The 24557-nt window shown below is 71.3% G+C and carries 23 protein-coding genes; 12 read left to right on the top strand and 11 right to left on the bottom strand.

The window, feature by feature from the left end:
• Positions 1 to 26 precede the first annotated feature (26 nt).
• The 4 genes from ACIQ7M_RS16725 to ACIQ7M_RS16710 all read left to right on the top strand — a co-directional run bounded on the left by ACIQ7M_RS16725 (position 27) and on the right by ACIQ7M_RS16710 (position 6541).
• Positions 27 to 2408, top strand: a complete 2382-nt coding sequence (locus ACIQ7M_RS16725) for a ribonucleoside-diphosphate reductase subunit alpha (protein ID WP_355774814.1) — start codon at positions 27 to 29, stop codon at positions 2406 to 2408.
• Positions 2408 to 3436, top strand: a complete 1029-nt coding sequence (locus tag ACIQ7M_RS16720) for a ribonucleotide-diphosphate reductase subunit beta (protein WP_403644414.1) — start codon at positions 2408 to 2410, stop codon at positions 3434 to 3436. Before ACIQ7M_RS16725 ends, ACIQ7M_RS16720 begins: the two co-directional genes overlap by 1 nt.
• 386 nt (positions 3437 to 3822) lie before the next feature.
• The gene (locus ACIQ7M_RS16715) at positions 3823 to 5913 is read left to right on the top strand and encodes a putative Ig domain-containing protein (protein ID WP_403644411.1); all 2091 of its coding nucleotides are present in this window, start codon (positions 3823 to 3825) and stop codon (positions 5911 to 5913) included.
• Positions 5914 to 6016: 103 nt separating this feature from the next.
• The gene (locus tag ACIQ7M_RS16710) at positions 6017 to 6541 is read left to right on the top strand and encodes a hypothetical protein (protein ID WP_403644408.1); all 525 of its coding nucleotides are present in this window, start codon (positions 6017 to 6019) and stop codon (positions 6539 to 6541) included.
• Positions 6542 to 6643: 102 nt separating this feature from the next.
• Here ACIQ7M_RS16710 and ACIQ7M_RS16705 read toward each other — a convergent pair whose 3' ends face one another.
• The 10 genes from ACIQ7M_RS16705 to ACIQ7M_RS16660 form a co-directional block, all read right to left on the bottom strand.
• The gene (locus ACIQ7M_RS16705; RefSeq protein ID WP_355771385.1) at positions 6644 to 8014 is read right to left on the bottom strand and encodes a cytochrome P450; all 1371 of its coding nucleotides are present in this window, start codon (positions 8012 to 8014) and stop codon (positions 6644 to 6646) included.
• The gene (cyc1, locus tag ACIQ7M_RS16700) at positions 8011 to 9090 is read right to left on the bottom strand and encodes an epi-isozizaene synthase (protein WP_403644405.1); all 1080 of its coding nucleotides are present in this window, start codon (positions 9088 to 9090) and stop codon (positions 8011 to 8013) included. Before cyc1 ends, ACIQ7M_RS16705 begins: the two co-directional genes overlap by 4 nt.
• A gap of 342 nt (positions 9091 to 9432) precedes the next feature.
• Positions 9433 to 10083: a peptide deformylase gene (gene def, locus ACIQ7M_RS16695; RefSeq protein ID WP_403644402.1), complete on the bottom strand. Its 651-nt coding sequence runs from the start codon at positions 10081 to 10083 to the stop codon at positions 9433 to 9435.
• 59 nt (positions 10084 to 10142) lie between these two features.
• Positions 10143 to 11123, bottom strand: coding sequence for a hypothetical protein (locus ACIQ7M_RS16690; RefSeq protein WP_355771394.1), 981 nt, complete (start codon positions 11121 to 11123; stop codon positions 10143 to 10145).
• Positions 11124 to 11276: 153 nt separating this feature from the next.
• On the bottom strand, positions 11277 to 12500 hold the full coding sequence (locus tag ACIQ7M_RS16685; protein WP_389846188.1) for an HD domain-containing protein: 1224 nt from the start codon (positions 12498 to 12500) through the stop codon (positions 11277 to 11279).
• Between the two features lie 71 nt (positions 12501 to 12571).
• Positions 12572 to 13930, bottom strand: coding sequence for an HD-GYP domain-containing protein (locus ACIQ7M_RS16680; protein WP_403644399.1), 1359 nt, complete (start codon positions 13928 to 13930; stop codon positions 12572 to 12574).
• Positions 13931 to 14141: 211 nt separating this feature from the next.
• Entirely contained in the window at positions 14142 to 14444 is a 303-nt protein-coding gene (gene rsrA, locus ACIQ7M_RS16675) for a mycothiol system anti-sigma-R factor (protein WP_328448430.1), read from the bottom strand.
• Entirely contained in the window at positions 14441 to 15133 is a 693-nt protein-coding gene (gene sigR, locus ACIQ7M_RS16670) for an RNA polymerase sigma factor SigR (protein WP_326790805.1), read from the bottom strand. The genes rsrA and sigR overlap by 4 nt, the downstream gene beginning before the upstream one ends.
• Positions 15134 to 15388: 255 nt before the next feature.
• Positions 15389 to 16015 (bottom strand): alpha/beta family hydrolase, encoded by a 627-nt coding sequence (locus ACIQ7M_RS16665; RefSeq protein WP_403644394.1) that lies wholly within the window; start codon positions 16013 to 16015, stop codon positions 15389 to 15391.
• Positions 16016 to 16063: 48 nt separating this feature from the next.
• Positions 16064 to 16879, bottom strand: coding sequence for an SOS response-associated peptidase (locus tag ACIQ7M_RS16660; protein ID WP_403644391.1), 816 nt, complete (start codon positions 16877 to 16879; stop codon positions 16064 to 16066).
• A gap of 50 nt (positions 16880 to 16929) precedes the next feature.
• Here ACIQ7M_RS16660 and ACIQ7M_RS16655 point away from each other — a divergent pair, with 50 nt between their 5' ends.
• From ACIQ7M_RS16655 to ACIQ7M_RS16640, 4 genes are all read left to right on the top strand, one after another.
• Positions 16930 to 17661 (top strand): M50 family metallopeptidase, encoded by a 732-nt coding sequence (locus ACIQ7M_RS16655; RefSeq protein WP_355771407.1) that lies wholly within the window; start codon positions 16930 to 16932, stop codon positions 17659 to 17661.
• 333 nt (positions 17662 to 17994) lie between these two features.
• Positions 17995 to 19335, top strand: coding sequence for a 3-phosphoshikimate 1-carboxyvinyltransferase (gene aroA, locus ACIQ7M_RS16650; RefSeq protein ID WP_355771410.1), 1341 nt, complete (start codon positions 17995 to 17997; stop codon positions 19333 to 19335).
• Between the two features lie 16 nt (positions 19336 to 19351).
• Positions 19352 to 20365, top strand: coding sequence for a ribosome small subunit-dependent GTPase A (gene rsgA, locus ACIQ7M_RS16645; protein WP_386985668.1), 1014 nt, complete (start codon positions 19352 to 19354; stop codon positions 20363 to 20365).
• A gap of 123 nt (positions 20366 to 20488) precedes the next feature.
• Positions 20489 to 20812, top strand: coding sequence for a multidrug efflux SMR transporter (locus ACIQ7M_RS16640; protein WP_355771416.1), 324 nt, complete (start codon positions 20489 to 20491; stop codon positions 20810 to 20812).
• A gap of 45 nt (positions 20813 to 20857) precedes the next feature.
• Here the strand turns inward: ACIQ7M_RS16640 and ACIQ7M_RS16635 are convergent, their stop codons facing one another.
• Positions 20858 to 21466 (bottom strand): TetR family transcriptional regulator, encoded by a 609-nt coding sequence (locus ACIQ7M_RS16635; protein ID WP_386985670.1) that lies wholly within the window; start codon positions 21464 to 21466, stop codon positions 20858 to 20860.
• Positions 21467 to 21693: 227 nt separating this feature from the next.
• Here ACIQ7M_RS16635 and hisN point away from each other — a divergent pair, with 227 nt between their 5' ends.
• The 4 genes from hisN to ACIQ7M_RS16615 all read left to right on the top strand — a co-directional run bounded on the left by hisN (position 21694) and on the right by ACIQ7M_RS16615 (position 24529).
• Entirely contained in the window at positions 21694 to 22494 is an 801-nt protein-coding gene (gene hisN, locus ACIQ7M_RS16630) for a histidinol-phosphatase (RefSeq protein WP_355775178.1), read from the top strand.
• A 67-nt stretch (positions 22495 to 22561) separates the two neighbouring features.
• On the top strand, positions 22562 to 23065 hold the full coding sequence (locus tag ACIQ7M_RS16625; protein ID WP_403644385.1) for a hypothetical protein: 504 nt from the start codon (positions 22562 to 22564) through the stop codon (positions 23063 to 23065).
• A gap of 461 nt (positions 23066 to 23526) precedes the next feature.
• Entirely contained in the window at positions 23527 to 23919 is a 393-nt protein-coding gene (locus ACIQ7M_RS16620) for a CBS domain-containing protein (RefSeq protein WP_355775182.1), read from the top strand.
• A gap of 187 nt (positions 23920 to 24106) precedes the next feature.
• Positions 24107 to 24529 (top strand): Fur family transcriptional regulator, encoded by a 423-nt coding sequence (locus ACIQ7M_RS16615; RefSeq protein ID WP_355775184.1) that lies wholly within the window; start codon positions 24107 to 24109, stop codon positions 24527 to 24529.
• Positions 24530 to 24557: the final 28 nt, after the last annotated feature.

Raw genomic sequence — 24557 nt, 5'->3', positions numbered from 1 at the left:
CCCCGTGCCGAGCGAGGAGAGCCCACGTGACCATCGCGCCAGCCGATCCGGCTTCAGTGACCGCGCCGCAGGCCCCGGTGGAGACCGACGGTCCCGGGACCGCGCTGCTGCGGACCCTGACGGATCTGACCGCCGACCTCCCCGACGCCGACCCCGGCCGGGTCGCCGGGGCGGCGCTGCGCGGCCGGTCCGCCCGCGCCGACGAGGCCGAGCTGCGCGAACTGGCCACCGAGGCGGCCGCGGGTCTCATCTCCGAGGACCCCGCCTACTCGCGGCTGGCCGCCCGTCTGCTCGCGATCACCATCGCCGCGGAGGCCGCCTCCCAGGGCGTCACCACCTTCTCCGAGTCGGTCGCCGTCGGCCACCGCGAAGGCCTGATCGCCGACCGTACGGCCGCGTTCGTGGAGCTGCACACGGACCGTCTCGACACGCTGATCGACGCCGAGGGCGACGACCGCTTCGGCTACTTCGGACTGCGCACGCTGCACTCCCGCTATCTGCTGCGGCACCCGATCACCCGCAAGGTCGTAGAGACGCCCCAGCACTTCATGCTGCGGGTGGCCTCCGGTCTCGCGGAGGACGACACCGCCCGTTCGGTGGACGAGGTCGCGGCTCTCTACCGGCTCATGAGCCGTCTCGACTACCTGCCCTCCTCCCCCACGCTCTTCAACTCCGGTACGCGGCACCCCCAGATGTCGTCCTGCTACCTCCTCGACTCCCCGCTGGACGAGCTGGACTCCATCTACGACCGCTACCACCAGGTGGCTCGCCTGTCGAAGCACGCGGGCGGCATCGGCCTGTCGTACTCCCGCATCCGCAGCCGCGGTTCGCTGATCCGCGGCACCAACGGGCACTCCAACGGCATCGTCCCGTTCCTGAAGACGCTCGACGCCTCGGTGGCCGCGGTGAACCAGGGCGGCCGGCGCAAGGGTGCGGCGGCGGTCTACCTGGAGACCTGGCACTCCGACATCGAGGAGTTCCTTGAGCTGCGCGACAACACCGGTGAGGACGCCCGGCGTACGCACAACCTGAACCTCGCGCACTGGATCCCGGACGAGTTCATGCGCCGGGTGAACGAGGACGGCGTCTGGTCGCTGTTCTCCCCGGCCGACGTGCCGGAACTGGTCGACCTGTGGGGCGACGCGTTCGACGCGGCCTACCGCAAGGCCGAGGAGGCGGGCCTCGCCCGGAAGACCATCCAGGCCCGCGATCTGTACGGCCGCATGATGCGCACCCTCGCGCAGACCGGCAACGGCTGGATGACCTTCAAGGACGCCGCCAACCGCACCGCCAACCAGACGGCGGAGCCGGGTCACACCGTCCACTCCTCGAACCTGTGCACCGAGATCCTGGAGGTCACGGACGACGGGGAGACGGCGGTCTGCAACCTGGGTTCGGTCAACCTGGGCGCGTTCGTGACCGGCGGGGACATCGACTGGGAGCGGCTCGATCAGACCGTGCGCACCGCGGTGACCTTCCTCGACCGCGTGGTGGACATCAACTTCTACCCGACCGAGCAGGCGGGCCGCTCCAACGCCAAATGGCGTCCGGTCGGCCTCGGCGCGATGGGCCTTCAGGACGTCTTCTTCAAGCTGCGGATCCCGTTCGACTCGCCCGAGGCCCGCGCCCTGTCGACCCGGATCGCCGAGCGGATCATGCTCGCCTCGTACGAGGCCTCCGCGGACCTGGCCGAGCGCAACGGACCGCTCCCCGCCTGGGAGAAGACCCGTACCGCCCGTGGCGTCCTGCACCCGGACCACTTCGACGTCGAGCTGAACTGGCCGGAGCGCTGGGCGGCCCTGCGCGAGCGGATCGCCTCGGTCGGCATGCGCAACTCGCTGCTGCTGGCCATCGCGCCGACCGCCACCATCGCCTCGATCGCGGGCGTGTACGAGTGCATCGAGCCGCAGGTGTCGAACCTGTTCAAGCGCGAGACGCTCTCCGGCGAGTTCCTCCAGGTCAACTCGTACCTGGTGGCCGAGCTGAAGGCGCTCGGCGTGTGGGACGCGCAGACCCGTGAGGCGCTGCGCGAGTCCAGCGGCTCGGTGCAGGGCTTCACCTGGGTCCCGCAGGACGTCCGCGACCTGTACCGCACGGCGTGGGAGATCCCGCAGCGCGGCCTGATCGACATGGCCGCCGCCCGCACCCCGTTCCTGGACCAGGCCCAGTCGCTGAACCTGTTCCTGGAGACGCCGACCATCGGCAAGCTCTCCTCGATGTACTCCTACGCCTGGAAGGCGGGCCTGAAGACGACGTACTACCTGCGTTCGCGCCCGGCGACGCGCATCGCCCGCGCGGCCCAGGCGCAGGCGCGACCCGAGACCGTCATCCCCGTCCAGCAGGCCGCCGACCCCGACGCCGTCGCCTGCTCCCTTGAGAACCCCGAGTCCTGCGAGGCCTGCCAGTAATGAGCTCCACCGAGAAGGCTGCATCCGAGAAAAACCTGCTCGACCCGGGCTTCGAACTCACCCTGCGTCCCATGCGCTACCCGGACTTCTACGAGCGCTACCGGGACGCGATCAAGAACACCTGGACCGTCGAGGAGGTCGACCTCCACTCGGACGTCGCCGACCTCGCGAAGCTGACGCCGGGTGAGCAGCACATGATCGGCCGGCTGGTCGCGTTCTTCGCGACGGGCGACTCGATCGTGGCGAACAACCTCGTGCTGACGCTGTACAAGCACATCAACTCCCCCGAGGCGCGGCTGTACCTGAGCCGTCAGCTCTTCGAGGAGGCCGTGCACGTCCAGTTCTATCTGACGCTGCTCGACACCTATCTGCCCGACCCGGAGGACCGCACGGCGGCCTTCGCGGCCGTCGAGAACATCCCCTCCATCCGCGAGAAGGCGCAGTTCTGCTTCAAGTGGATGGACTCGGTCGAGAAGATGGACCGGCTGGAGACCAGGGCGGACCGCCGCCGCTTCCTGCTGAACCTGATCTGCTTCGCCGCGTGCATCGAGGGGCTCTTCTTCTACGGGGCCTTCGCGTACGTCTACTGGTTCCGCAGCCGGGGTCTGCTGCACGGCCTGGCGACCGGCACCAACTGGGTGTTCCGCGACGAGACGATGCACATGAGCTTCGCCTTCGAGGTGGTCGACACCGTCCGCAAGGAGGAGCCGGACCTGTTCGACGACCTGCTCCAGGAGCAGGTGACGGACATGCTGCGCGAGGCCGTCGAGGCCGAGCTGCAGTTCGGCCGCGACCTGTGCGGCGAGGGCCTGCCGGGCATGAACACCGACTCGATGCGGCAGTACCTGGAGTGCGTGGCGGACCAGCGCCTCCAGCGGCTGGGCTTCGCGCCGGTGTACGGCTCCGAGAACCCGTTCTCCTTCATGGAGCTCCAGGGTGTCCAGGAGCTGACCAACTTCTTCGAGCGCCGGCCGTCCGCGTACCAGGTCGCGGTGGAGGGCACCGTCGACTTCGACGAGGACTTCTGACCGTTCCGGCGGTTCCGGTCGCTCTGACCGTCCGTCACCGATGAGAGCCGGGCCGCCCGTTGCGGCCCGGCTTTCGTCACGTACTGCCCCCGTGCCTCCAATCGCCGTGTCAATCCCCGTCCATGGAGCGGCAAAGTTCTTCCGGCACGGCTGTTCGCACGTCGTTCCCCCCGGTTACGTTCTGGCCGTCCCGCCACGCCACGCACCGCGGCACACCGGGACGACTGATTTGGCATGCCCATGACGTGTCCCTCCCTGTTCGTGCTACGCGCGTCACAGGCTGCCGTTTCAGAGCGCCGAGAACCCCACTTCCGGCCATGGCGCCACGAACGGCCCCACCCGGGCCCGAGCGGCACCGGCCTCGAACCGATGGAGGCGACACCCCCATGCGTTCCCAGCGCCCGATACCCGCCGGCAGACCGGCCCGGAGCCTGCGAAGACTCCTCACCACCGCCCTCCCCGCCCTGGCACTCGGCCTCGCCGGGTTCACCGCGGCCCCGCCCGCGAGCGCGCAGCCCGCGCCGGCCCCCCACGTGTCGCGCACCACCCAGAACGCCCGGTCCCTCACCGACCCCGCCCGCCAGACGGTCCACGCGACCGGCAGGGCCGGCCAGAAGGTCGCGACCAAGCACCTGTGCGCCGAGGCGGCCGAGCCCGGCCAGATGTCCTGCTTCGCCCAACGGCGCACCGACATCGCGCAGAAGCTCGCGGCGAAGGTCTCCCCCGACGCCGCGGCCGCGGTGTCCGGCCTCAGCCCGGCCAACCTGCACAGCGCCTACAACCTGCCCTCGACGGGCGGCTCCGGCATGACGGTCGCCGTGGTCGACGCCTACAACGACCCCAACGCGGCCGCCGACCTGGCCACCTACCGCACGCAGTTCGGCCTGTCCGCCTGCACCAAGGCCAACGGCTGCTTCAAGCAGGTCAGCCAGACAGGCTCGACCACCTCGCTGCCGACGAACGACACCGGCTGGGCGGGTGAGGAGGCGCTCGACATCGACATGGTCAGCGCCGTCTGCCCCAACTGCAGCATCATCCTCGTCGAGGCGAACTCCGCGAACGACTCCGACCTCGGCGCCGCGGAGAACGAGGCGGTCGCGCTGGGAGCGAAGTTCGTCTCCAACAGCTGGGGCGGCTCCGAGTCCTCCTCGCAGACCGGCGAGGACATCTCGTACTTCAAGCACCCGGGCGTCGCGATCACCGTCTCCTCCGGTGACGAGGCCTACGGCGCCGAGTACCCGGCGACCTCCCAGTACGTGACCGCCGTCGGCGGCACCGCGCTGAGCACCTCCTCCAGCACCCGCGGCTGGAGCGAGTCGGTGTGGAAGACCAGCAGCACCGAGGGCACCGGCTCCGGCTGCTCCGCCTACGACGCCAAGCCGTCCTGGCAGACCGACACCGGCTGCGCCAAGCGCATGGAGTCCGACGTCTCCGCCGTCGCCGACCCGGCCACGGGCGTGGCGGTCTACGACACCTACGGCGGCTCCGGCTGGGCGGTCTACGGCGGCACCAGCGCCTCCGCGCCCATCATCGCGGGCGTGTACGCGCTGGCCGGCACCCCGGGCTCCGCCGACTACCCGGCGAAGTACCCCTACTCCCACACCGCGAACCTGTACGACGTGACCAGCGGCAACAACGGCTCCTGCTCCACCTCGTACTTCTGCACCGCGGGCACCGGCTACGACGGCCCGACCGGCTGGGGCACCCCCAACGGCACGGCCGCCTTCGCCTCGGGCACCAGCACCGGCAACACCGTGACGGTCACCGACCCGGGCAGCCAGTCCACGGCCACCGGCGGCTCGGTGAGCCTTCAGATGGCGGCGAGCGACAGCGCGGGCGCGAGCCTCACCTACAGCGCGACCGGACTCCCGACCGGCCTGTCGATCAACAGCTCGACCGGTCTGATCTCCGGCACCGCGAGCACCGCGGGCACGTACGCGGCCACCGTCACGGCCAAGGACAGCACCGGCGCCTCCGGCTCCGCCTCCTTCACCTGGACCGTCAGCACGTCGGGCGGCGGCACCTGCACCTCGGCGCAGCTTCTCGGCAACCAGGGCTTCGAGTCGGGCGCCACCGTGTGGAGCGAGACCAGCGGGGTCATCACCAATGACACCGGCGAGGCCACGCACGCCGGGTCGTACGACGCCTGGCTCGACGGGTACGGCTCGACCCACACCGACACCCTGTCCCAGTCGGTGACCGTCCCGTCCGGCTGCAAGGCCACGTTCACCTTCTACCTGCACGTCGACACGGCCGAGACCAGCACCGGCACGGCCTACGACAAGCTCACCGTCACCGCGGGCTCCACCACGCTCGCGACCTACTCCAACCTCAACAAGGCCTCCGGGTACGCCCAGAAGAGCTTCGACCTGTCCTCCTTCGCCGGCTCGACCGTCACGCTGAAGTTCAGCGGCGTCGAGGACTCCTCGCTCCAGACCAGCTTCGTCGTGGACGACACCGCCGTCACGACCGGCTGAGCCGCACCGGGGCCCCGGTCGCCGAGGCGGCCGGGGCCCCGTCGTGCCCGGGAAGGGATCCTGATCAGCCGGTGGCACGTCCAACCCCCGAGGAGGCCACCCCATGCGTCGAACGACTCACACCCGGACCATCGCCCTCGCCGCCCTGGCCCTGCTGCTCGCGGGCTGCGGAACGCAGGGCGGAGACGACGCGGGCGCCGGCGGCACCGTGTCCCCGTCCCCGACCCCCACCGGCGGCACCGTGTCCCCGACCCCGACCCCCACCGACGGCCCCGCGTCGCCGTCCCCGACCCCTTCGGGTCCGGGCTGCGCGCAGGCCACGGCCCAGCTCGGCGCCGCCGACACGGGCCGCACGTACTGTCTGGCCCCCGGCGACACGATCCGGGTCCTGCTGGACGGCACCACCAAACGGCCCTGGAAACCCGTCAGGAGCGAAGGCGGCGCCCTGGCGGCCACCAACGGCGGGATCGTCCTCCAGCCGGGTGACGCGTCCGCGGCCTACCGGGCGGTCTCGGAGGGAACGGTCACGCTGACCTCGTCCCGCCCGATGTGCCCGAGCGATCCGGCGCGGATGTCCTGCAAAGGCCTCCAGGAATGGACGGTCACCGTGGTCGTACCGAAGGCCTGACGAACGCGGCGCACGTCCAGGAGCCCGAGGGCGGCCCGGACGTGCGCCGATGGAGGTACGGGGCCGGTCACCCGCCGGTGAGGGCGGAGGATCCGGGAAGCTCTAGCGCGGCACGGCCTTCAGCCGCAGCCCGTGGGGACGCAGGGTGATGCCGACGCGGGTCACGTCGCTGGACCCGGACACCGGCTCGAAGCGCCACCGGGACGCCACGGTCGCGGTGATCAAGGAGAGCAGTGCCATCGAGAAATGGTCGCTCGGGCACTTGCGGTTGCCCACGCTGAAGGGGCGCATCGCGTACTTCGGGATGTCCGTGGAGCGTTCCGGAAGCCAGCGGTCGGGATCGAAATCCAGATGCTCCCGGTACGACCGTGGGTCGCGCTGGATCGCGTACGGGCTGTAGACGATGTCGGCACCGGCCGGAATCCGATAGCCGCCCAGCTCGGTTTCGGCCACCGCGCGCCGCGTCAATATCCATACGGCGGGGCGTAAACGCATCGCCTCCACGACGACATTGTTCGTGTGCGACAGCTTCCGGACGTCGGCGAATCCGACGGGCCGGTCTCCCGCGACGGATCGGACCTCTGCGGCCACTTTGTCCGCCTGTTCCGGATGTTCCGTCAGCACCTGAAGCAACCACATGATCGTGGACGCGATGGTTTCGCTGCCCGGGGTCAGTATCGCGACGACTTGGTCGTGGATCTCCTGTTCGTCTATGGGATCGCCGTCGTCGTTCTTCGCTTCCAGCAATGCCGTCAGCAAATCGTCCGGCTTTTGACCAGATGCCCGCCGCTCGTCGATGATCTCGTCGACAAGCGCGTGCAGATCGGCCAATGCGCGGTCGAATGCGCGTATCGAGGGAAGCGGGAGCCGGTAGAGCGGTCCCGCGGGTATCACCATGCGGCGGTACATGCCGCGGAACACGGTGGCGAGCGCGGCGCTCAGCCGCTCGGCGCGCTCGTCCATGAACCGCCCGCGCAGCAGGCAGCGGGCGGCGACACGGACCGCGACACGGAACGACTCGGAGGTGCAGTCGACCGCCGCGCCGCTCTCCCAGCGCTCCGCGAACGCCTTCGACTCCTCCTCCATGATCGGGCCGTACTCGGGGATGATGTCGGCCCGGAACGCGGGCTGGATGGTCCGGCGCTGGCGCCGGTGCTGCGCCCCGTTGGCCGTGGCGACACCCTGCTTGCCCAGCAGCCCTTCGAGCGACTCCCACAGGGGGCCGCCTATCTCGTAGTCGGGGCTGAGCGCCAGCGCGCCGGTGAGCGCGGGGGTGGTGACGGCGTACACCGTCTTGGGTCCCATCCTGAGCCGCACGACGTCACCGTGGTCGCGCAGCCGGGCGAGGAAGCCCAGCGGATCGCGGACCAGTTTCCAGCCGTGCCCGAGCACGGGCACCCCGCCACCGGCGAGGGGCGGGACGGACAGCTCCCGCACCTCGGGCGTCTCGGGTCGTACCGCATCGACGGTCATTTCTCACCTGCCGCTTCATTGTTGACGTACGGGGGTGTGGAGCGGTCGTCCCAGTTGTCGACCATGTACCGGCCCGACTCGTGGTGGAACCAGTACACGGAGCTGAACCAGTTCCGCATGTTTCCGAGGCACGCCCTGACGGCGATGCTCGTCTCTTTTCCCCGGACCGTGCCGTCGGCGAGTAATTCGGCGAGCCGTGCGACGTCCTTCTCGGCGGCAAGGAATTGTTCCACGCATTCCTCGACCCGCCGCCTCACTTCGACGACGGCTTCTTCGAGTGTCAGCCCCTGATGGTGAATGAGACTGATTCCGAGATTGTGGACCTCGTCGCCCGCTATTTCCTTGGGGAGCGAGCAGAGGTCGTTGTACCAGGCGGCGAATTCCTGACTGAGCAGTGCCGCCCGGCGGAATGCCGGATGCCGTCGGACTTCCGCGGGCAGTTCACGGCCCGCGCTCGGTTCCAGAAGGTCGGTCCAGATCCGGTGCGCGAAAGTGAGCCGACGGAGTTCCAGGTATTCCGCGACCGTGGGTACGGTGCCGGAGGTCCGGTTCCGGAACTCCCGGTCGTACGCGTCGATCACCGCGTGGAAGTGCCGCGCGAACCGTTTGTTCCAGTGCTCGCCGAGGAACGAGTACAGCCGCACCATGCTGTCGGCGAACCCCGCCACCAGGGGATCCTGGTGGTGCAGATGGTCTCTGGGGGCGTCGAGGGCCGCGTGAAGCCGGAGCCTGAGCTTCCGCCAGGCGTTCGCGCGGCCGTGGACGACGTCGCGGTCGTGCCGGTCGTCCCAGACGAAGAACCACGCGCTGTAGTCCGCTATCGCCTGCAGGACCTCGTCGGGGGCGCCTATGTAGTAGCCCGCCATGAGGTCCGTGTAGCACAAGCCGTCGGCGTACTCCTCGACCTTGTCCGCGGGCATCAGCCGCTTTTCGAGCAGCCAGCTCCTGGTGTTCTCCTGGAGCCTCGGCCAATACGGGTGCAGTTGACGGGGAAACCCGGACTCGATCACCGGGAGATAGAGCGCCGGTGGAACCGCGAGCGCTGTCGATGGAGAGCCGTATGAGAAAGCACGCACGAACAAACCCCTCTCAGCCGCTTGTTGACGTCACGCCCCTCCCGCTGTGCCGGGCGCGCACGCCGTTGCGTATCCCCGCACTTCCCATTCAGCACCACAACTGACCGTTCTGGGAACGGATTTGGCCCACCGACTACTCGACCATGCCGAGAATCTCCCCTTGTGTGACTGAATCTGGATCACTGCAGGAGCACAAGGGATCGAACATGCGACGTACATGCGAACGGTGCCTGGTCAGGAGGATCACCTGTCCAGGCACCGTTCGAGTGGGCCCACGAGAGACCGCGCGTCACGCCGGTCAATTTTTGTCACAGCGGCGCGGGGCGCCCGGCGAGCAGATGCTCAGTCGTTCGCCACGGTCGCGTAGCGCGCCTCGTTCTCGGCCATCTGCCGCAGCGCGTCCTTGCGGTCGCGCTTGGAGAGCCGGTCGATGTACAGGTAGCCGTACAGGTGGTCCGTCTCGTGCTGGAGGCAGCGCGCGAAGTAGCCCGTACCGCGCAGCCGGACCGGGTTGCCCTTCTCGTCCTGCCCGGTGACCTCGGCGTAGTCCGGGCGGGCGAGCGGCGCGTAGGCGGTCGGCACCGACAGGCAGCCCTCGTTGCTCTCGTCGAGCTGACGCCGGTCGGCGGGCAGGTCGACCGGCTTCGGGTTGCAGACCACGCCGACGTGCCGGACACCCTGGTCGTCCTGGCAGTCGTAGACGAAGACCTTCAGGTCGACGCCGATCTGATTGGCGGCCAGGCCCACGCCCTCGGCGGTGCGCTGGCTCGCGAACATGTCGGCGACCAACTGGTCGAGTTCGTCCCCGAACTCGGTGACGTCCTTGCACTCCTTGTGCAGCACCGGGTTCCCGACCACCGTGATCGGACGCGAGGTGCCGCGCTCGCGGTAGGCCGTCTCGCGCTCCTCGGCGTCCTCGGTGTCGATGACGAAGCCGTCGTCGTCCACGGGGAGCACGCCCACGTGCTGCTGATCGGTTTCCTGCTGCGCCATGACGACGTACGCCTTCCTCAGACCTTGTGATGTCCTGCGCCTACAGCCTAAAGGTGCGCTCAGCAGACCTCTTCCAGATCCCGCCAGTCGCGGGAATCCGGGCTGTCGGCGACCCAGCCGTCGAGCAGGCCGCGCACCAGCGAGGCCGGTGCCGCGAGACCGCACTCCCGCTCGGGCACCCAGAGCTGCCCGTCGGTGCGATGGCCGAGCGGACCGGGGTGCCCCGGCTCGCTGTGGTCGTGCGGGTCGAGGTGTTCCTCGTCGCCCTCGTCGGAGGGCATGCGGGACTCGGAGCACATCCGGCACAGCAGCCGTACGGACGACGACCAGTCCTCCGCGGCGAAGCCGGCGTCGGCGGCGAGCTGCTCCAGCGCGTCCCGGTCCTCCTCGGTGGCCGCTTCGAGCAGGACGACCCAGGTCGGCACCGGCGAAGGGGCCCACAGCTCGATCTCGTCGAAGACCGGGTAGGCGTGCCCGGCGGCGGTGGTCCGCTCGCCGTGCGGAACGCCGTCGTGCAGCACGACCTCGCCCCAGCGGCGCCCGGAGGACGGCAGCGGGATCGACAGCACCTCGACGCGGGCGGGGTCCAGCCGGCGCCCCCACACCACCTCGGCCTCGCCCTCCGGCGACAGCCGCACGGCCGCGCTGCCGAGGTCCATGCCCATGGGTTCGCCGGAGACGGCCGCGCCGCCGGGCACCCGCAGTCCGTACGCCTGCCAGGAGCGCCGCGCCAGCGGCCAGTCCTGCAGGGCGGTGGCCGCGATCCCCACGTTCCACCAGTCGGGTGCGCCGGTCTCCCGGTCGAGCAGGGCCACGGCCCGCAGGCCCGCCGCCCGCGCCTGCTCCCAGTCGTGCCGGAACTTGTGCAGCAGGGCCAGGTTGAACCAGGACTCGGACAGCCAGGGCTCCAGGTCCGCGGCGCGTGTCAGCAGCGCCCCCGCGTCCTCGTACCGGCCGTCGCCGATCAGCGTGAACGCACGGTCGGTGGCCTGCCGCCATGAGGCGGAGGGCCGGTGTCGTCCCTTGCCGAAGATCCTCACGATTCCCGCCTGCCAGTTTCTTGCGTTACCCGCCTGCCGGTGCCTCGAAGAGTCCCTGGGAGGCAGTGCAGCCCCGGGCCGGCCCGCGCCCCCTGACACCCTCTCCCTCGCATCCAACCACGTACCTTCGGACGGCCGCTCATTACCCATGGGTTACCCAGCCCTGGGCAAGGTCAGACCGGCCCGGGACAGGACCCGGGCCAGTGACTCCACGACCTCGGGCTGGTAGTCGCGGGCGGTGGCCAGCCGAAGTTTCTCCAGCGCGGTCAGCGGCCCTGTGGGCCCTGCTGCCCGGGCCATCTCCTCGTATGCGTTCACCGTCCGCACGATGCGCGCGGTGACCGGCTGGTCCCGGTACGGGTCCGCCTGCCGCTCCACCACGACGGCGACCTCGGCCTCCACCCCGGTCTGCCGGACCACGGCGCCGCCGAGCAGCGCGATGCGGCGCTGCTCGGCCGCCGGGAGCGCGGCGGTGGCACCCGCCGGTACGGGGTCGACCAGGCTGAGCTGCCCGATGTCGTGCATCAGCGCCGCGTACTCCAGGACGGTCAGATCGGGCTCGGACAGGCCCAGCTCACGGCCCACGGCCCTGCTCAGGGCGGCCACCCGGCGGGCGTGCCCGGCCGGTGTGTACCCGGCGATCTCGGTCGCACGCGCGAGGGAGGCGATCGTCTGCCGGTAGGTGACCCGCACGGCCGCGTAGCGCCGGAAGGAGAGCTGGGTGAGCAGCAGCGGCAGGGAGAAGACGGGCAGCGCCCACAGTCCGACCACCGCGACGGCGAGCGCCATGACGGCCCCGGTCGCGCACACGGCCGAGCCGATCCCGAGGGTGGCCCGCAGCTCGTCGCGCAGGATCGGCCCGAACGGCCACCGGGTCCGCGCGTGGGCCATGGCCGCCGCGAGCACGGCGTCCCACAGGGTGGTGAGGACCAGCAGCGCGACCAGCAGCAGGGCCTGGGCCGAGCCGCCCCAGTCCAGCAACCTGCCCCGGTCGTAAAGGGGTTGGAAGCACACGGCGGCGAAGGCGACGGTCAGGACGCGGCGGGCGAGATGGTCGGGCGTCGGCGCGTCCCCCCGCGCCACGTGCGGGACGCAGCCGACCAGGGCCGCCGCCACCACGACGGCGACGACCTGGAGGACGCCGTGGTCGGTGCGGTGCCCGGCGTTCTCGCCGAGCAGCGCGTACGCGAGGGCTCCGGCGGCCCCGAGGGGCGCGGACTCGCGCTGCTCGGCCCCGCTCCACCGGGCCAGCTCGCCGACGGCTATGAGCAGGCCGAAGGCGAGCGCCGTGCCGCGTTCGTCGATGCCCTCCCAGAGGGTGACGCCGAGGGCGAGCAGCGTGAGGACGAGGGCGAGGGCGCGCACCGCGGTGAGCAGGGTGGGGGCGCCGCCGGCCGACGCGGGACGGGCGGTACGGGCGGGGGCCTCCTGCCGGGAGGCGGTGGCGCTCACGGCGCGGTCCGCCCGACGGTGTCGGACGGATGGGCCGGCGGCATGCCGGGCAGGCTCGCCGGGGCGGTGTCCGCGGTCACCGCGGGATGCCAGCCGTGCCGGTCGAGCGCCCGCACCAGCGCCGCCACCATCCGGGGGTCGAACTGCGTGCCCGCGCACCGCCCCAGTTCGTCCAGCGCCGCCCGCACCGGGCGGGCCCTGCGGTAGGAGCGGGTCGAGGTCATGGCGTCGAACGCGTCGGCGACGGCCACCACCCGGGCGAACTCCGGGATCTGCGGCCCCGCGAGACCGTACGGGTATCCGCTTCCGTCCAGCCGCTCGTGGTGGTGCAGGATCGCCGAGCGGGCCTCGCCGAGGAAACCGATCCCGCGGACCATCTCGTGTCCGTACTCGGGATGCAGTTCGATGACCTGCCGCTCCTCGGGGGTCAGCGGTCCGTCCTTGCGCAACAGCCGGGTGGGGACGCCGAGTTTGCCGACGTCGTGCAGGATGCCGGCGAACCGCAGCACCTCGACGCGCTCGTCGTGCATGCCCAGCTCGCGGGCGATCAGCACGGACGCCCGGCCGACCCGCTCGCTGTGTCCGCGGGTGTAGCCGTCCTTGATGTCGACGGCCTGGACGAGGGCGCGGATGGTGGCCTGGTGAGCCGCCCGTTCGCGGTGGTACTGGGCGAACACCCAGCAGGACACGTACATCGGCAGCAGGACGAGCAGCGCGGCGACGGGTCCGTACGGGCTGCGCCAGAGCACCGCCATCATCAGCCCGGCGAGGCCGTGCACGGCGACCGGGGCCAGCGAACGCGCGAAGAGCCCGTGCCAGGCACCGCGCACCGGAGCGCGCTCGGCCAGCGCGAGGATCCCGCCGTCGAGGACGCTCAGCGCGGCGCAGAAGGTGAGCACCGCGGCCCCGGCGGGCACGAGCGCGTAGGGGAAGTCGGGCGTGTCGAGCGCGTCCCGGCCGCCGAGCGCCCCGTACGCCCGGGAGGCGGCCCAGACGGCGACGGCGAGCTGTGCGGCGCGCCAGATCCGGCGCACACGGCGCGGGCGCTGTTCGACCCGGGCGAGCAGCGCCCCGGGCAGCGCGACGAGGGCGGCGGCGGGCGGCGGCAGCAGGAAGGCGCCGGCCAACAGCACGGGGAGGAAGGTGCCCATTCCCTGCGTGGTGTCGCCGCCGGGGGCTCCGGTGCCGTGCGGCCGCAGTTGCAGGGTGAGGCGCTCGCAGCCCGCGTACAGGACGGCGAGCAGCGCGACGATCTCCCAGGGCACGCTCAGGTGCGGCAGCGGAGCCAGACAGCCGAGCGCCAGGAGGACGACACCGGCCACGTACGCACGGGCCCACGCCGGAACCGAACCCATCCCCGAACCTCCCCCGTACCTCCCCCGTTGTCAGGGCGGAGCCTAGGGCGGGAGGAAGGGGGCGGGGACGGGTATGTGCGAATCCGCGGGCTCTGGGCCCGCGGATTAGCACGTTCGGGTGATAAAGGGAGGGCCGGGAGGCATTCGCCGCAGCCGGCGTGGTCCTCGTGACGGAGGACCACGCGGAGTCAGGACTCCTGGGCCGCGGGAATCAGGACTCCTGGGCCGTCGCGGTCACGTCGTGCTCGGGCACGGCCTGTCCGGAGCGGATCAGATCGATGCGGCCCATGACCTTGGCCCGCAGGTCGGTGGGCACGTCGTCATGGCCGCAGCAGCGCTTGACCAGCTTCTTGACGGCCTGTTCGAGGCCGTACTTCTCCAGGCACGGAGAGCACTCCTCGAAGTGGACCTCGAACTTGGTGCAGTCCGCGTCCGGCATCTCATGATCGAGGAACTCGTACAGGTGATCGAGTACCTCACTGCAATCCGTCTCGTGCGGCTCTCCGCAGCTCATGAGCCCGAGCCTTTCGCTTCGTTCGACTCTCCGGCGCCGGCGGGGACCAGCCCGCGGTCACGGGCGTAGTCCTCAAGCATGCCGCGCAGTTGGCGACGGCCCCGGTGCAGCCGGGACATCACCGTACCGATGGGTGTCCCCATGATGTCCGCGATCTCCTTGTACGCAAAGCCCTCTACGTCCGCGAGATAGACGGCGATGCGGAATTCCTCGGGGATCGCCTGCAGCGCTTCCTTGACGTCCGAGTCGGGCAGGTGGTCCAGCGCCTGCGACTCGGCGGAACGGAGGCCGGTCGACATGTGCGACTCGGCGCGCGCGAGCTGCCAGTCCTCGATCTCCTCGGCCGCGCTGCGCTGGGGTTCGCGCTGCTTCTTGCGGTACGAGTTGATGAAGGTGTTGGTGAGAATGCGGTACAGCCACGCCTTGAGGTTCGTGCCCTCGCGGAACTGGTGGAAGGACGCGTACGCCTTGGCGTACGTCTCCTGCACCAGGTCCTCGGCATCGGCCGGATTGCGTGTCATCCGCAGGGCGGCCGAGTACATCTGGTCGAGGAATTCGAGCGCGTCCCGCTCGAAGCGCGCGGTGCGCTCGGCGGAAGTCTCCGCCGTCGCGTCGCTCGTGCCCTGGCCCTCGGGCTGCTCCGCCTGGCCGTTTTCGGTCCCTGCGTCGGTCCCAGTGACCGGACCCACCTCCTCCAGCGACGTAGCGAGACCGAGACCGGTCCCACTGGAATCGGAGGATAGACGAACATCATGCCCGCCCGCCGCCCGAATCGGGGCGTTCTTGCCCGCGTGCAGCACCGTCCAGTCCAGGTCAGCGCGGCTGCTGCGGCTCGGGCAGAAGGTCGAACCCATGCGGCGGACTTCCTCTCGTACGAACGGTGCAGCACGCTGCGTGCTGTCTGATCCGCACAACAGAAGTCCCTCACTCTGCATTCCCGGCCGTCACCCGAGTGACGCGGCCCACCCCACGACACCGTCCGTGATGATCTTCAGCGCCTCCTCCTCGCCGAGCGGAGCCCGCTTCGGGACGGCGAAGCCGTGATCGCCGTAGGGCACTTCGACCAGCTCGTACGAGCCCGGCGGGAACTCCTCCGGGCGGCCGAACGGGTCGTTGGCGCCCTGTACGACGAGTGCGGGCACCCCGGCGCCGAGCAGCTCGGCGGCGCGGGACTTCTCCGATCTGCCCGGCGGGTGCAGCGGGAAGCTCAGCGCGAGGACGGCGGCGGCGCCCAGTTCGGTCGCCGTCCGGCACGCGACCCGGGCGCCGGCGCTGCGGCCTCCGGCGATCACGGGCAGACCCTGCTCGGCCAGCGCGGGCCACACGCCCCGCCATCCCTCGTCCAGCGTCTTCGGCGCGGGGGCCACCTTCTTCCCGGCCACCCGCCAGGGCTGTTCGACGAGTGCCACGCTCACCCCGTGGGCGGGGAGCACCTCCGCGAGCGCCCGCAGGTCCCGGGCCTCGATGCCGCCGCCCGCGCCATGGCTCGCGGCGAGCACGAGCCGCGCCTCGGCCGCCCGGTGCCAGGTGATCCGGGCCGTACCGGCGCCGGTCTCGATGGTCTCGCTCACGTCGCCGATCCTCGTCACGTCGGAAGGCCGCTGATCCTCGCCGCCACGTCAGAAGAGTGTGCCCTCCTCGGGCCCTTCGAGCTCCTTCAGCAGCTCCGCGCCGTTGTTGCGGACGTTGCTGACCGCGGTGGAGACGGGGTACGCGCGCATCAGCCCGGTGGGCGGCGGCGCGAGCAGCTCACGGAGCTCGTCCGGGTCCGTACGGGCGGGATCGAGCCAGTGGTCCCAGCGGTCCGGGGTGAGCATCAGGGGCATCCGGGGGTGGATGTCGGCCAGTGTTCGCGGGCCCTCGGCGGGGCCCACCCCGAGCGGTGCCGTCTCCGCCTCGGTCGTGATGACCGAGCAGGTCACCCACCAGGCCAGCGGATGCTCGTCCGGCAGGGTCCGGTCCCGCCAGAACTCGTACAGCCCCGCCATCGCGAAGACCGATCCGTCCGCCGGCGTCACGAAGTACGGCTGCTTGCGGGGCCGCTTCTTCCTGCCCTCGACCTCCAGCTCGCGCTCCGCCCCGCCGGTGACCCATTCGTAGTAGCCGTCGGCGGGGATGACACAGCGCCGGGCACTGAAGGCGCGGCGGTACGAGGGCTTCTCGTGCACCGTCTCGGCTCGCGCGTTGATCATCCGGGCGGCGCCCTCGGGCGTCTTGGACCAGGACGGGACGAGTCCCCACTTGAGCCTGCGGAGCTGGCGAACCGGTCTCGGGCTGTCCGCGTCCTTCACAGGGCGGTCGAGGACGACGTAGACCTCCTTGGTCGGGGCCACGTTGTAGTCGGGCGCCAAGGTCTCTTCCGGGTCCCACTTCTCGACCTCAAAGGTTGCTGCGAGATCCTCGGGTCCACGACTGGCTGCATACCGTCCGCACATACGTGCAACACTGCCAGATTCCGCGCCGCGAAAGGGAGCCACCGCCGACAATGGACAGCACCGCATCCACCTCGCTGGCCTCGCTCAGCTCCCTGTGGGACGAGGTGTTCGGCACGCAGCCGGACCCCGATCTGTGGGTGGTGATCGCCACCATGGTCGCGGCCCTCGCGGCGATCGTCCCGCACGGCGTGTGGCGGGTCTCCCGCAACGCCATCACCATCGCGCACGAGGGCGGCCACGGTCTGGTCGCCCTGCTCACCGGGCGCAGCCTCAGCGGTATCCGGCTGCACTCCGACACCAGCGGCCTCACGGTCAGCCGAGGCAAGCCGACCGGCCTCGGCATGATCCTCACCGCCGCCGCGGGCTACACCGCTCCCCCGCTGCTCGGCCTCGGCGGCGCCGCGCTGCTCGGCGCCGGCCACATCACGCTGCTGCTGTGGGTGGCCACGGCCCTGCTGATAGCCATGCTGGTGATGATCCGCAACGCGTACGGCGCGCTCACCGTGATCCTCACCGGCGGCACCTTCCTGCTCGTGTCCTGGCTCGCCGGACCCCAGGTGCAGGCCGCGTTCGCGTACGCCGTGGTGTGGTTCCTGCTCCTCGGGGGTGTCCGCCCGGCCTTCGAACTCCAGGCGAAGCGGCGGCGCGGCGGCGCGGGCGACTCCGACGCCGATCAGCTCTCGCGGCTGACGCACGTACCGGCCGGGCTGTGGCTGTTCCTCTTCCACGCCGTGTCGCTGTGCTCGCTGATGGGCGGCGGACGCTGGCTGCTGGAGCTGTGAGCGGCGGGATCGCGTCGCCGGGGCGGTGAGCCTCCGGGTCACCGCCCTGAAACCGGTGAACCGCGGGTTCCAACCGCCGGGACCGTGAGCTCCGGATTCCGGCCGCCGCGACCAGGGGACGCCGGAGCCGTGAGCCGCTGTCGCGGCGCCCTGACGTCACACTCCACGGGCGCGACGCCGTCGGAAGCACCCCGGCGCCGGCCGACGGGCCCTCAGCCGCGCCGTGACCCGCCCGGTGCGCCCGGTGCACACCCCGCACGGCGTCCCCGGCCGGGCGTCACCGGCGGTGACGGACCCGCGGCTGCCCGGCGCCCTGCCACTAAAGTGGGGCGCATGACCGTGAACCCCGCCCACACCGCCCTCTGGCCAGCCCCGCACGCAAGCGGAGCCGTCGACGCGACGGTCCACGTGCCGGGGTCTAAGTCGGTCACCAACCGCGCGCTCGTCCTGGCCGCGCTGGCCTCCGAGCCCGGCTGGCTGCGCCGCCCGCTGCGTTCCCGCGACACCCTGCTGATGGCGGGCGCGCTCCGCGCGATGGGCGTCGGCATCGAGGAGACCGTCGCCTCCAGCTCGACGGTCGCGGCCGGCCCGGACGCCTCCGGCGAGGCCTGGCGTGTCATCCCCTCGGGCCTGCGCGGCCCGGCCACGGTCGACGTCGGCAACGCCGGCACCGTCATGCGGTTCCTGCCTCCCGTGGCCGCGCTCGCGGACGGTCCCATCCGCTTCGACGGCGACCCGCGGTCGTACGAGCGTCCGCTGCACGGCGTGATCGACGCGCTGCGTCTGCTCGGCGCCCGGATCGACGACGACGCCCGCGGCGCGCTGCCGCTGACGGTGCACGGCGGGGGCGCCCTGGACGGCGGCCCGGTGGAGATCGACGCCTCCTCGTCCTCCCAGTTCGTGTCCGCCCTGCTGCTCTCCGCCCCGCGCTTCAACCAGGGCGTCGAGGTCCGGCACACCGGCTCGACCCTCCCGTCCATGCCGCACATCCGGATGACCGTGGACATGCTGCGCGCGGTCGGCGCCCAGGTGGACACCCCGGAGTCGGGCGGTGAGCCGAACGTGTGGCGGGTGACGCCGGGCGCGCTGCTCGGCCGCGACCTGATCATCGAGCCGGACCTGTCGAACGCCCAGCCGTTCCTGGCGGCGGCGCTGGTGACCGGCGGCACGGTCGTGATCCCCGACTGGCCGGCCCACACCACCCAGCCCGGCGACCGGCTGCGGGAGATCTTCACCGAGATGGGTGGTTCCTGCGAACTGACCGAGGCCGGACTGCAGTTCACCGGTTCGGGTGCCATCCACGGTATCGACGTGGACCTGGGCGAGGTCGGGGAGCTCACCCCGGGCATCGCCGCGGTCGCGGCGCTCGCCGACTCCCCCTCCACCCTGCGGGGCGTGGCCCATCTGCGGCTGCACGAGACGGACCGGCTGGCCGCGCTCACCAAGGAGATCAACGAACTCGGCGGCGACGTCACCGAGACCGCCGACGGCCTGCACATCCGGCCGCGCCGGCTGCACGGCGGCATCTTCCACACGTACGACGACCACCGCATGGCGACGGCCGGTGCGATCATCGGGCTGGCGGTGGAGGGCGTCCAGATCGAGAACGTGGCGACGACGGCGAAGACCCTGCCGGACTTCCCCGATCTGTGGACCGGAATGCTCGGGAACTGACGGGCGGACCTGGATCATGCGCCGTTACGGCAAGAACACCGACGAGGACGACATCCGCCAGCGGCCGAACCGCAAGGGCAACCGTCCCCGTACGAACATCCGCCCCAAGCACGAGGAGGCCGTCGAGGGCATGGTCCTCACGGTCGACCGCGGCCGGCTGACCTGTCTGGTCGAGGACCGCGCCGTGATGGCGATGAAGGCACGCGAACTGGGCCGCAAGGCCGCCGTCGTCGGCGACCGGGTGGCCATCGTGGGCGACCTGTCCGGCGAGAAGGACACCCTCGCCCGCATCGTCCGGATCGAACCGCGCACCTCGGTGCTGCGCCGCACGGCGGACGACGACGACCCGTACGAGCGCGTGGTCGTCGCCAACGCCGACCAGCTCGCCATCGTCACCGCCCTCGCCGACCCCGAGCCGCGGCCCCGGCTGATCGACCGCTGTCTCGTCGCGGCCTTCGACGGCGGTCTGACCCCGCTGCTCGTGCTCACGAAGTCGGACCTGGCCCCGCCGGACAAGTTCCTGGAGCTGTACGGCGCGCTCGACATCCCGTACGTGGTGACCAGCCGCGAGGAACTGCGGACCGAGGCCGCCGCCGACCGGGTGCGCGAACAACTGGACGGCAGGATCACGGCGTTCGTCGGTCACTCGGGCGTCGGCAAGACGACCCTGGTGAACGCGCTGGTGCCGCCCGAGCGGCGCCGGACGACCGGTCACGTCAACGCGGTCACCGGCCGCGGCCGGCACACGACCACCTCGGCGCTGGCGCTGCCGCTGGCGGGCAGCGGCGGGGGCTGGGTCGTGGACACCCCGGGTGTCCGGTCCTTCGGCCTGCACCACGTCGATCCGTCCCGGGTCATCCACGCCTTCCCCGACCTGGAACCGGGCACCGAGGGCTGCCCCCGCGCGTGCAGTCACGACGAACCCGACTGCGCGCTCGACCAGTGGGTGGCCGACGGCCACGCGGACCCGCAGCGGCTGTACTCGCTGCGCCGTCTGCTGGCCACACGGGAGCGCCGTGAGGGCGACTGACGTCCCCGTGTTTGCGTACGCCCGCCGTCGGTAAGGGCTTCTCCGGGTCGGTGAATGCATAATCGCACCGAGCCGGACCGGACCAGCCGAAGCCGTCGACGTGCGAATGCGGGAGGACAAGACATGGCGTGGCTGCTGGTCGTTGTGGCGGGACTGCTCGAAACCGGCTTCGCCGTCTGCCTGAAGCTCTCCCACGGCTTCACCAGATTCTGGCCGACCGTCGCCTTCTGCGTCTTCGCCCTCGGCAGCTTCGGTCTGCTGACCCTCTCCCTGAAGAAGCTCGACGTCGGTCCCGCCTACGCGGTGTGGACCGGCATCGGCGCGGCCGGCACCGCCATCTACGGCATGATCTTCCTCGACGACCTGGTCTCGGTCCTCAAGATCGTCTCGATCAGCCTGGTCATCATGGGCGTCATCGGGCTCCAGTTGTCGGGATCGGCCCACTGAGTCCACCCCCTCCGGGACCCGTTGAGCGCCGAGGCGCCCCGCCCTTCAGACCCCCAGCCGGTGGGACGGCGCGAGCGCGGTTCTGACCAGCTCCGTGACACCGCCCCGGGCGGGCGGCGCGACGACACACGACAGCGCGAGCCTGGCCACCAGTTCGCAGGACCGCGCGACCTCGGGGGTGTCCGCCCGGGACAGGGCGAGCGCGGCGACCGCGCGGTCGCGGACCAGCGTCACGAAATCGGCGGGCGAGGGCAGCGGTCCGTCGGCCCGCCGCTGCGCCGGCACCGCGGACGACGAGGGCACGGCGGCCGGCGCGGGCGAGGGCAGCCGCTCGCTCCAGCATCCGGTCAGCATCGCCCGCACCAGCGCGTTGCTGCGGGCCGTCGACGCCGTCCACTCGGCGGTCGCGGCCAGTCGGTCCCGGGCGTCCGTGTGCGCGGCCAGGGCCCGGTCCACACCGGCGAGATAGGCGTCGGCCTCCCGTCGTACGAGGGCGCGCGCGAGGCCTTCCTTGCTCCCGAACTCGTTGTAGAGCGTCTGGCGTGACACTCCGGCAACCGCGGCCACGTCGACCATCCGCACCGCGGACCACGACCTGCGCGCGAGTGCCGTGTAGGCGGCGTCCAAGAGCGATTCGCGCGCTGCGGGCATCATCGCCTCCTCGGGGCGAGCGGCTCTGGAGCCAGATTTGACGCGTGCGGGAGCACTGTCAAGGGGTCGCGGCGGCCCCGAGGGGCGCGCGGCCCGAAGCCGCGCGCGCCGGGACCCGGCACGAGCCCCGGCGACGGCGCCTCTCCGAGGCGCCGTGGGACGGGCCGGCCCCGTGATCGCCCGGCGGTCCTGTGTAGCCCCGTCCCGACGCGGGCAGATACGGTTCACCCATGCCCGACTACCGCGATGACCTGCGCCTCGCCCATGTCCTGGCGGACGCCGCCGACGCCGCGACGATGGACCGATTCAAGGCACTCGACCTGAAGGTCGAGACGAAGCCGGACATGACGCCGGTGAGCGAGGCGGACAAGGCCGCAGAGGAACTCATCCGCGGCCATCTCCAGCGTGCCAGGCCGCGCGACGCGGTCCTCGGCGAGGAGTACGGCATCGAGGGCACGGGCCCGCGCCGCTGGGTCATCGACCCGATCGACGGCACCAAGAACTACGTCCGCGGTGTGCCGGTGTGGGCCACGCTGATCTCCCTGATGGAGGCGGGCGAGGGCGGCTACCAGCCGGTCGTGGGCGTCGTCTCCGCCCCCGCGCTCGGCCGTCGCTGGTGGGCGGCGAAGGGGCACGGCGCGTTCACCGGACGCAGCCTGTCCTCCGCGACCCGGCTGCGGGTGTCCAGCGTCTCGCGGACGGCCGACGCCTCCTTCGCGTACTCCTCGCTGTCCGGCTGGGAGGACCAGGGCCGTCTGGACGGTTTCCTCGATCTCACGAAGGCGGTCTGGCGCACCCGGGGTTACGGCGACTTCTGGCCGTACATGATGGTCGCCGAGGGCTCGGTCGACATCTGCGCCGAACCCGAGCTGTCGCTCTGGGACATGGCGGCGAACGCGATCATCGTGACCGAGGCGGGCGGCACGTTCACCGGCCTCGACGGACGCCCCGGCCCGCACAGCGGCAACGCGGCGGCGTCGAACGGCATCCTCCACGACGAGATGCTGGGGTATTTGAACCAGCGCTACTGAGTGGCGAGCGGACGGCCGTGATGTGACGGTGATTCATATGACGGTCGCTCGATGCGATGCTGCGGACATGCCCGAGGAATCGCTCGACGAGCGGCCCGCTCCGCCGCCCACCGCGTCCGCGTCATCCTCCGGGCCCGTGCGAGGGCTCCGCCCACGCGGGGCCCGGGCTGCCTGGCTGGCCACCGGGATCGTGATCGGGGCAGGTGCCGTCGCGCTGGCGTGGAATCTGTCCGGGTCCGACGACGACCAGGCGTTCACACTGGTGGGACAGGTGCAGGTCGCGGGCGAGCCCGGAGCCTCGGGGTCGTGCGCCGGCGATCACGAGTACGGCGACCTCGACAAGGGCGCGCCGGTGACCGTCTTCGACGCGGCGGGCCGGGTCGTCGCGACCGGGTCGCTGGGAAACGGCGCCTACGACACCTACGCGAGGTGCGTGTTCCCGTTGGCCGTACGGGGAGTGCCGGGCGGCTCGGCGTCGTACTCGGTACAGATCAGCCTGCACGGGAAGACGGAGATCACGAACGAGGTGGCGCGGACGGGTGGCCTGGTCGTGAAGCTCGGACTCAGGTGAGCTGAACCCGGCGGGGCTTGGGGCCGCAGTGAGCTGAACCCGGCGGCACGTGGGGCCGCAGTGAGCTGAATCCGGTGGGGCGTCGGACGATGGTGAGCCGAGCCCGGCGGGGATGGCGAGCCGAACTCCGCGGCGCTTGGGGCCCGCGGTGAGCCGAGCACGACGGTGCGGGCGGCGCGTGTTGGGAGCCGGCTCGGGGGCACGGCACACGGCCGTGATCCGCCCGACGCCCCCCTCCGGCCCCGGCGGTGCCCGCGGGGCGCCTGAGCGGCTCTGCCTGACCCCGGGACTGCTGAGCAACCCCGGGCGCCCCCGAACTCGCGGCACGCGCCCCCTTGTTGACCGTCTCTTTAACTGCGACTCTGAGAGCTCCCCCACTTGTGAACTTGTGAACCGCTTCTCTTTGCGCTCCGTCGAGGAGCCGGAGAGCCCGCGGCTCACCGAGGAGGTGGCTCCAGCCCATGCTCGTCCGCGACGCCATGAGCACGGTGGTCCTCACCATCGGCCCGGCACACACCCTCCGACAGGCGGCCCGCCTGATGTCCGCGCGTCACGTCGGCGCGGCGGTGGTCCTCGACGAGGACTCCTCCGGCCTCGGCATCCTCACCGAACGCGACATCCTCAACTCCCTCGCCCACGGCCAGAACCCGGACTCGGAGACCGCAGGCAGCCACACCACCACCGACGTCGTCTTCGCGGCGCCCACCTGGACCCTGGAGGAGGCCGCGGCCGCGATGTCGCACGGCGGCTTCCGGCACCTGATCGTGCTCGACGGCAGCGGACCGGTCGGCATCGTCTCGGTCCGCGACATCATCCGCTGCTGGGCACCCGTCCGGCAGCACGTACCGGCCTGAGACGCCGTCGGGCCCGGCCAGAACGCGTCGGCGGGCCTGAACCCCCTTGCGGATGAAGGGGGTTCAGGCCCGCCGTCCGCAGCGGGCGTACCCCGCTCACCCCGGTGGTGGACATTGTCCAAGTCAGGGCAAGATCTAAAATCACACCTGTTCGGGATCTGGTTCACCTGCTGTTACGCTGACCTGTATGAGTGACCTGTTGGAACGACTGCGCGGACGTGGATGGCGCCTGACCGCGCAGCGACGTGTCGTGGCCGAGGTCCTCGACGGCGACCACGTCCATCTGACGGCCGACGAGGTGCACGCCCGCGCCGTGGCCAAGCTGCCCGAGATCTCCCGGGCGACCGTCTACAACACCCTGGGCGAGCTGGTCTCGCTCGGCGAGGTGCTGGAAGTCGCCACGGACAAGCGCGCCAAGCGGTACGACCCGAACGCGCACCGTCCGCACCACCACCTGGTCTGCGCCCGGTGCGGGGCGATCCGCGACGTCCACCCGATCGGCAACCCGCTCGGCGACCTCCCCGACTCGGAGCGCTTCGGCTTCGCCGTCTCGGACGTCGAGGTGACCTACCGAGGCGTCTGCCCCGACTGCGCGGCCATCGCGGCGTAGCGGCACACCGACGCCCACACGGCCGGCA

It is taken from the genome of Streptomyces sp. NPDC096324 (assembly GCF_044763015.1).
Taxonomy (GTDB): domain Bacteria; phylum Actinomycetota; class Actinomycetes; order Streptomycetales; family Streptomycetaceae; genus Streptomyces.
The sequence above is the reverse complement of the archived record's forward strand: the minus strand, read 5'-3'. Positions and strand labels throughout refer to the sequence as shown.

Coding starts and splice junctions, on each gene's coding strand:
- ACIQ7M_RS16720 (WP_403644414.1), top strand. CDS start 2,408: ATGAGCTCCACCGAGAAGGCTGCATCCGAGAAAAACCTGCTCGACCCG.
- ACIQ7M_RS16715 (WP_403644411.1), top strand. CDS start 3,823: ATGCGTTCCCAGCGCCCGATACCCGCCGGCAGACCGGCCCGGAGCCTG.
- ACIQ7M_RS16710 (WP_403644408.1), top strand. CDS start 6,017: ATGCGTCGAACGACTCACACCCGGACCATCGCCCTCGCCGCCCTGGCC.
- ACIQ7M_RS16705 (WP_355771385.1), bottom strand. CDS start 8,014: ATGACCGTCGATGCGGTACGACCCGAGACGCCCGAGGTGCGGGAGCTG.
- def (WP_403644402.1), bottom strand. CDS start 10,083: ATGGCGCAGCAGGAAACCGATCAGCAGCACGTGGGCGTGCTCCCCGTG.
- ACIQ7M_RS16680 (WP_403644399.1), bottom strand. CDS start 13,930: ATGGGTTCGGTTCCGGCGTGGGCCCGTGCGTACGTGGCCGGTGTCGTC.
- rsrA (WP_328448430.1), bottom strand. CDS start 14,444: ATGAGCTGCGGAGAGCCGCACGAGACGGATTGCAGTGAGGTACTCGAT.
- ACIQ7M_RS16660 (WP_403644391.1), bottom strand. CDS start 16,879: ATGTGCGGACGGTATGCAGCCAGTCGTGGACCCGAGGATCTCGCAGCA.
- ACIQ7M_RS16655 (WP_355771407.1), top strand. CDS start 16,930: ATGGACAGCACCGCATCCACCTCGCTGGCCTCGCTCAGCTCCCTGTGG.
- aroA (WP_355771410.1), top strand. CDS start 17,995: ATGACCGTGAACCCCGCCCACACCGCCCTCTGGCCAGCCCCGCACGCA.
- rsgA (WP_386985668.1), top strand. CDS start 19,352: ATGCGCCGTTACGGCAAGAACACCGACGAGGACGACATCCGCCAGCGG.
- ACIQ7M_RS16640 (WP_355771416.1), top strand. CDS start 20,489: ATGGCGTGGCTGCTGGTCGTTGTGGCGGGACTGCTCGAAACCGGCTTC.
- ACIQ7M_RS16635 (WP_386985670.1), bottom strand. CDS start 21,466: ATGATGCCCGCAGCGCGCGAATCGCTCTTGGACGCCGCCTACACGGCA.
- hisN (WP_355775178.1), top strand. CDS start 21,694: ATGCCCGACTACCGCGATGACCTGCGCCTCGCCCATGTCCTGGCGGAC.
- ACIQ7M_RS16625 (WP_403644385.1), top strand. CDS start 22,562: ATGCCCGAGGAATCGCTCGACGAGCGGCCCGCTCCGCCGCCCACCGCG.
- ACIQ7M_RS16620 (WP_355775182.1), top strand. CDS start 23,527: ATGCTCGTCCGCGACGCCATGAGCACGGTGGTCCTCACCATCGGCCCG.
- ACIQ7M_RS16615 (WP_355775184.1), top strand. CDS start 24,107: ATGAGTGACCTGTTGGAACGACTGCGCGGACGTGGATGGCGCCTGACC.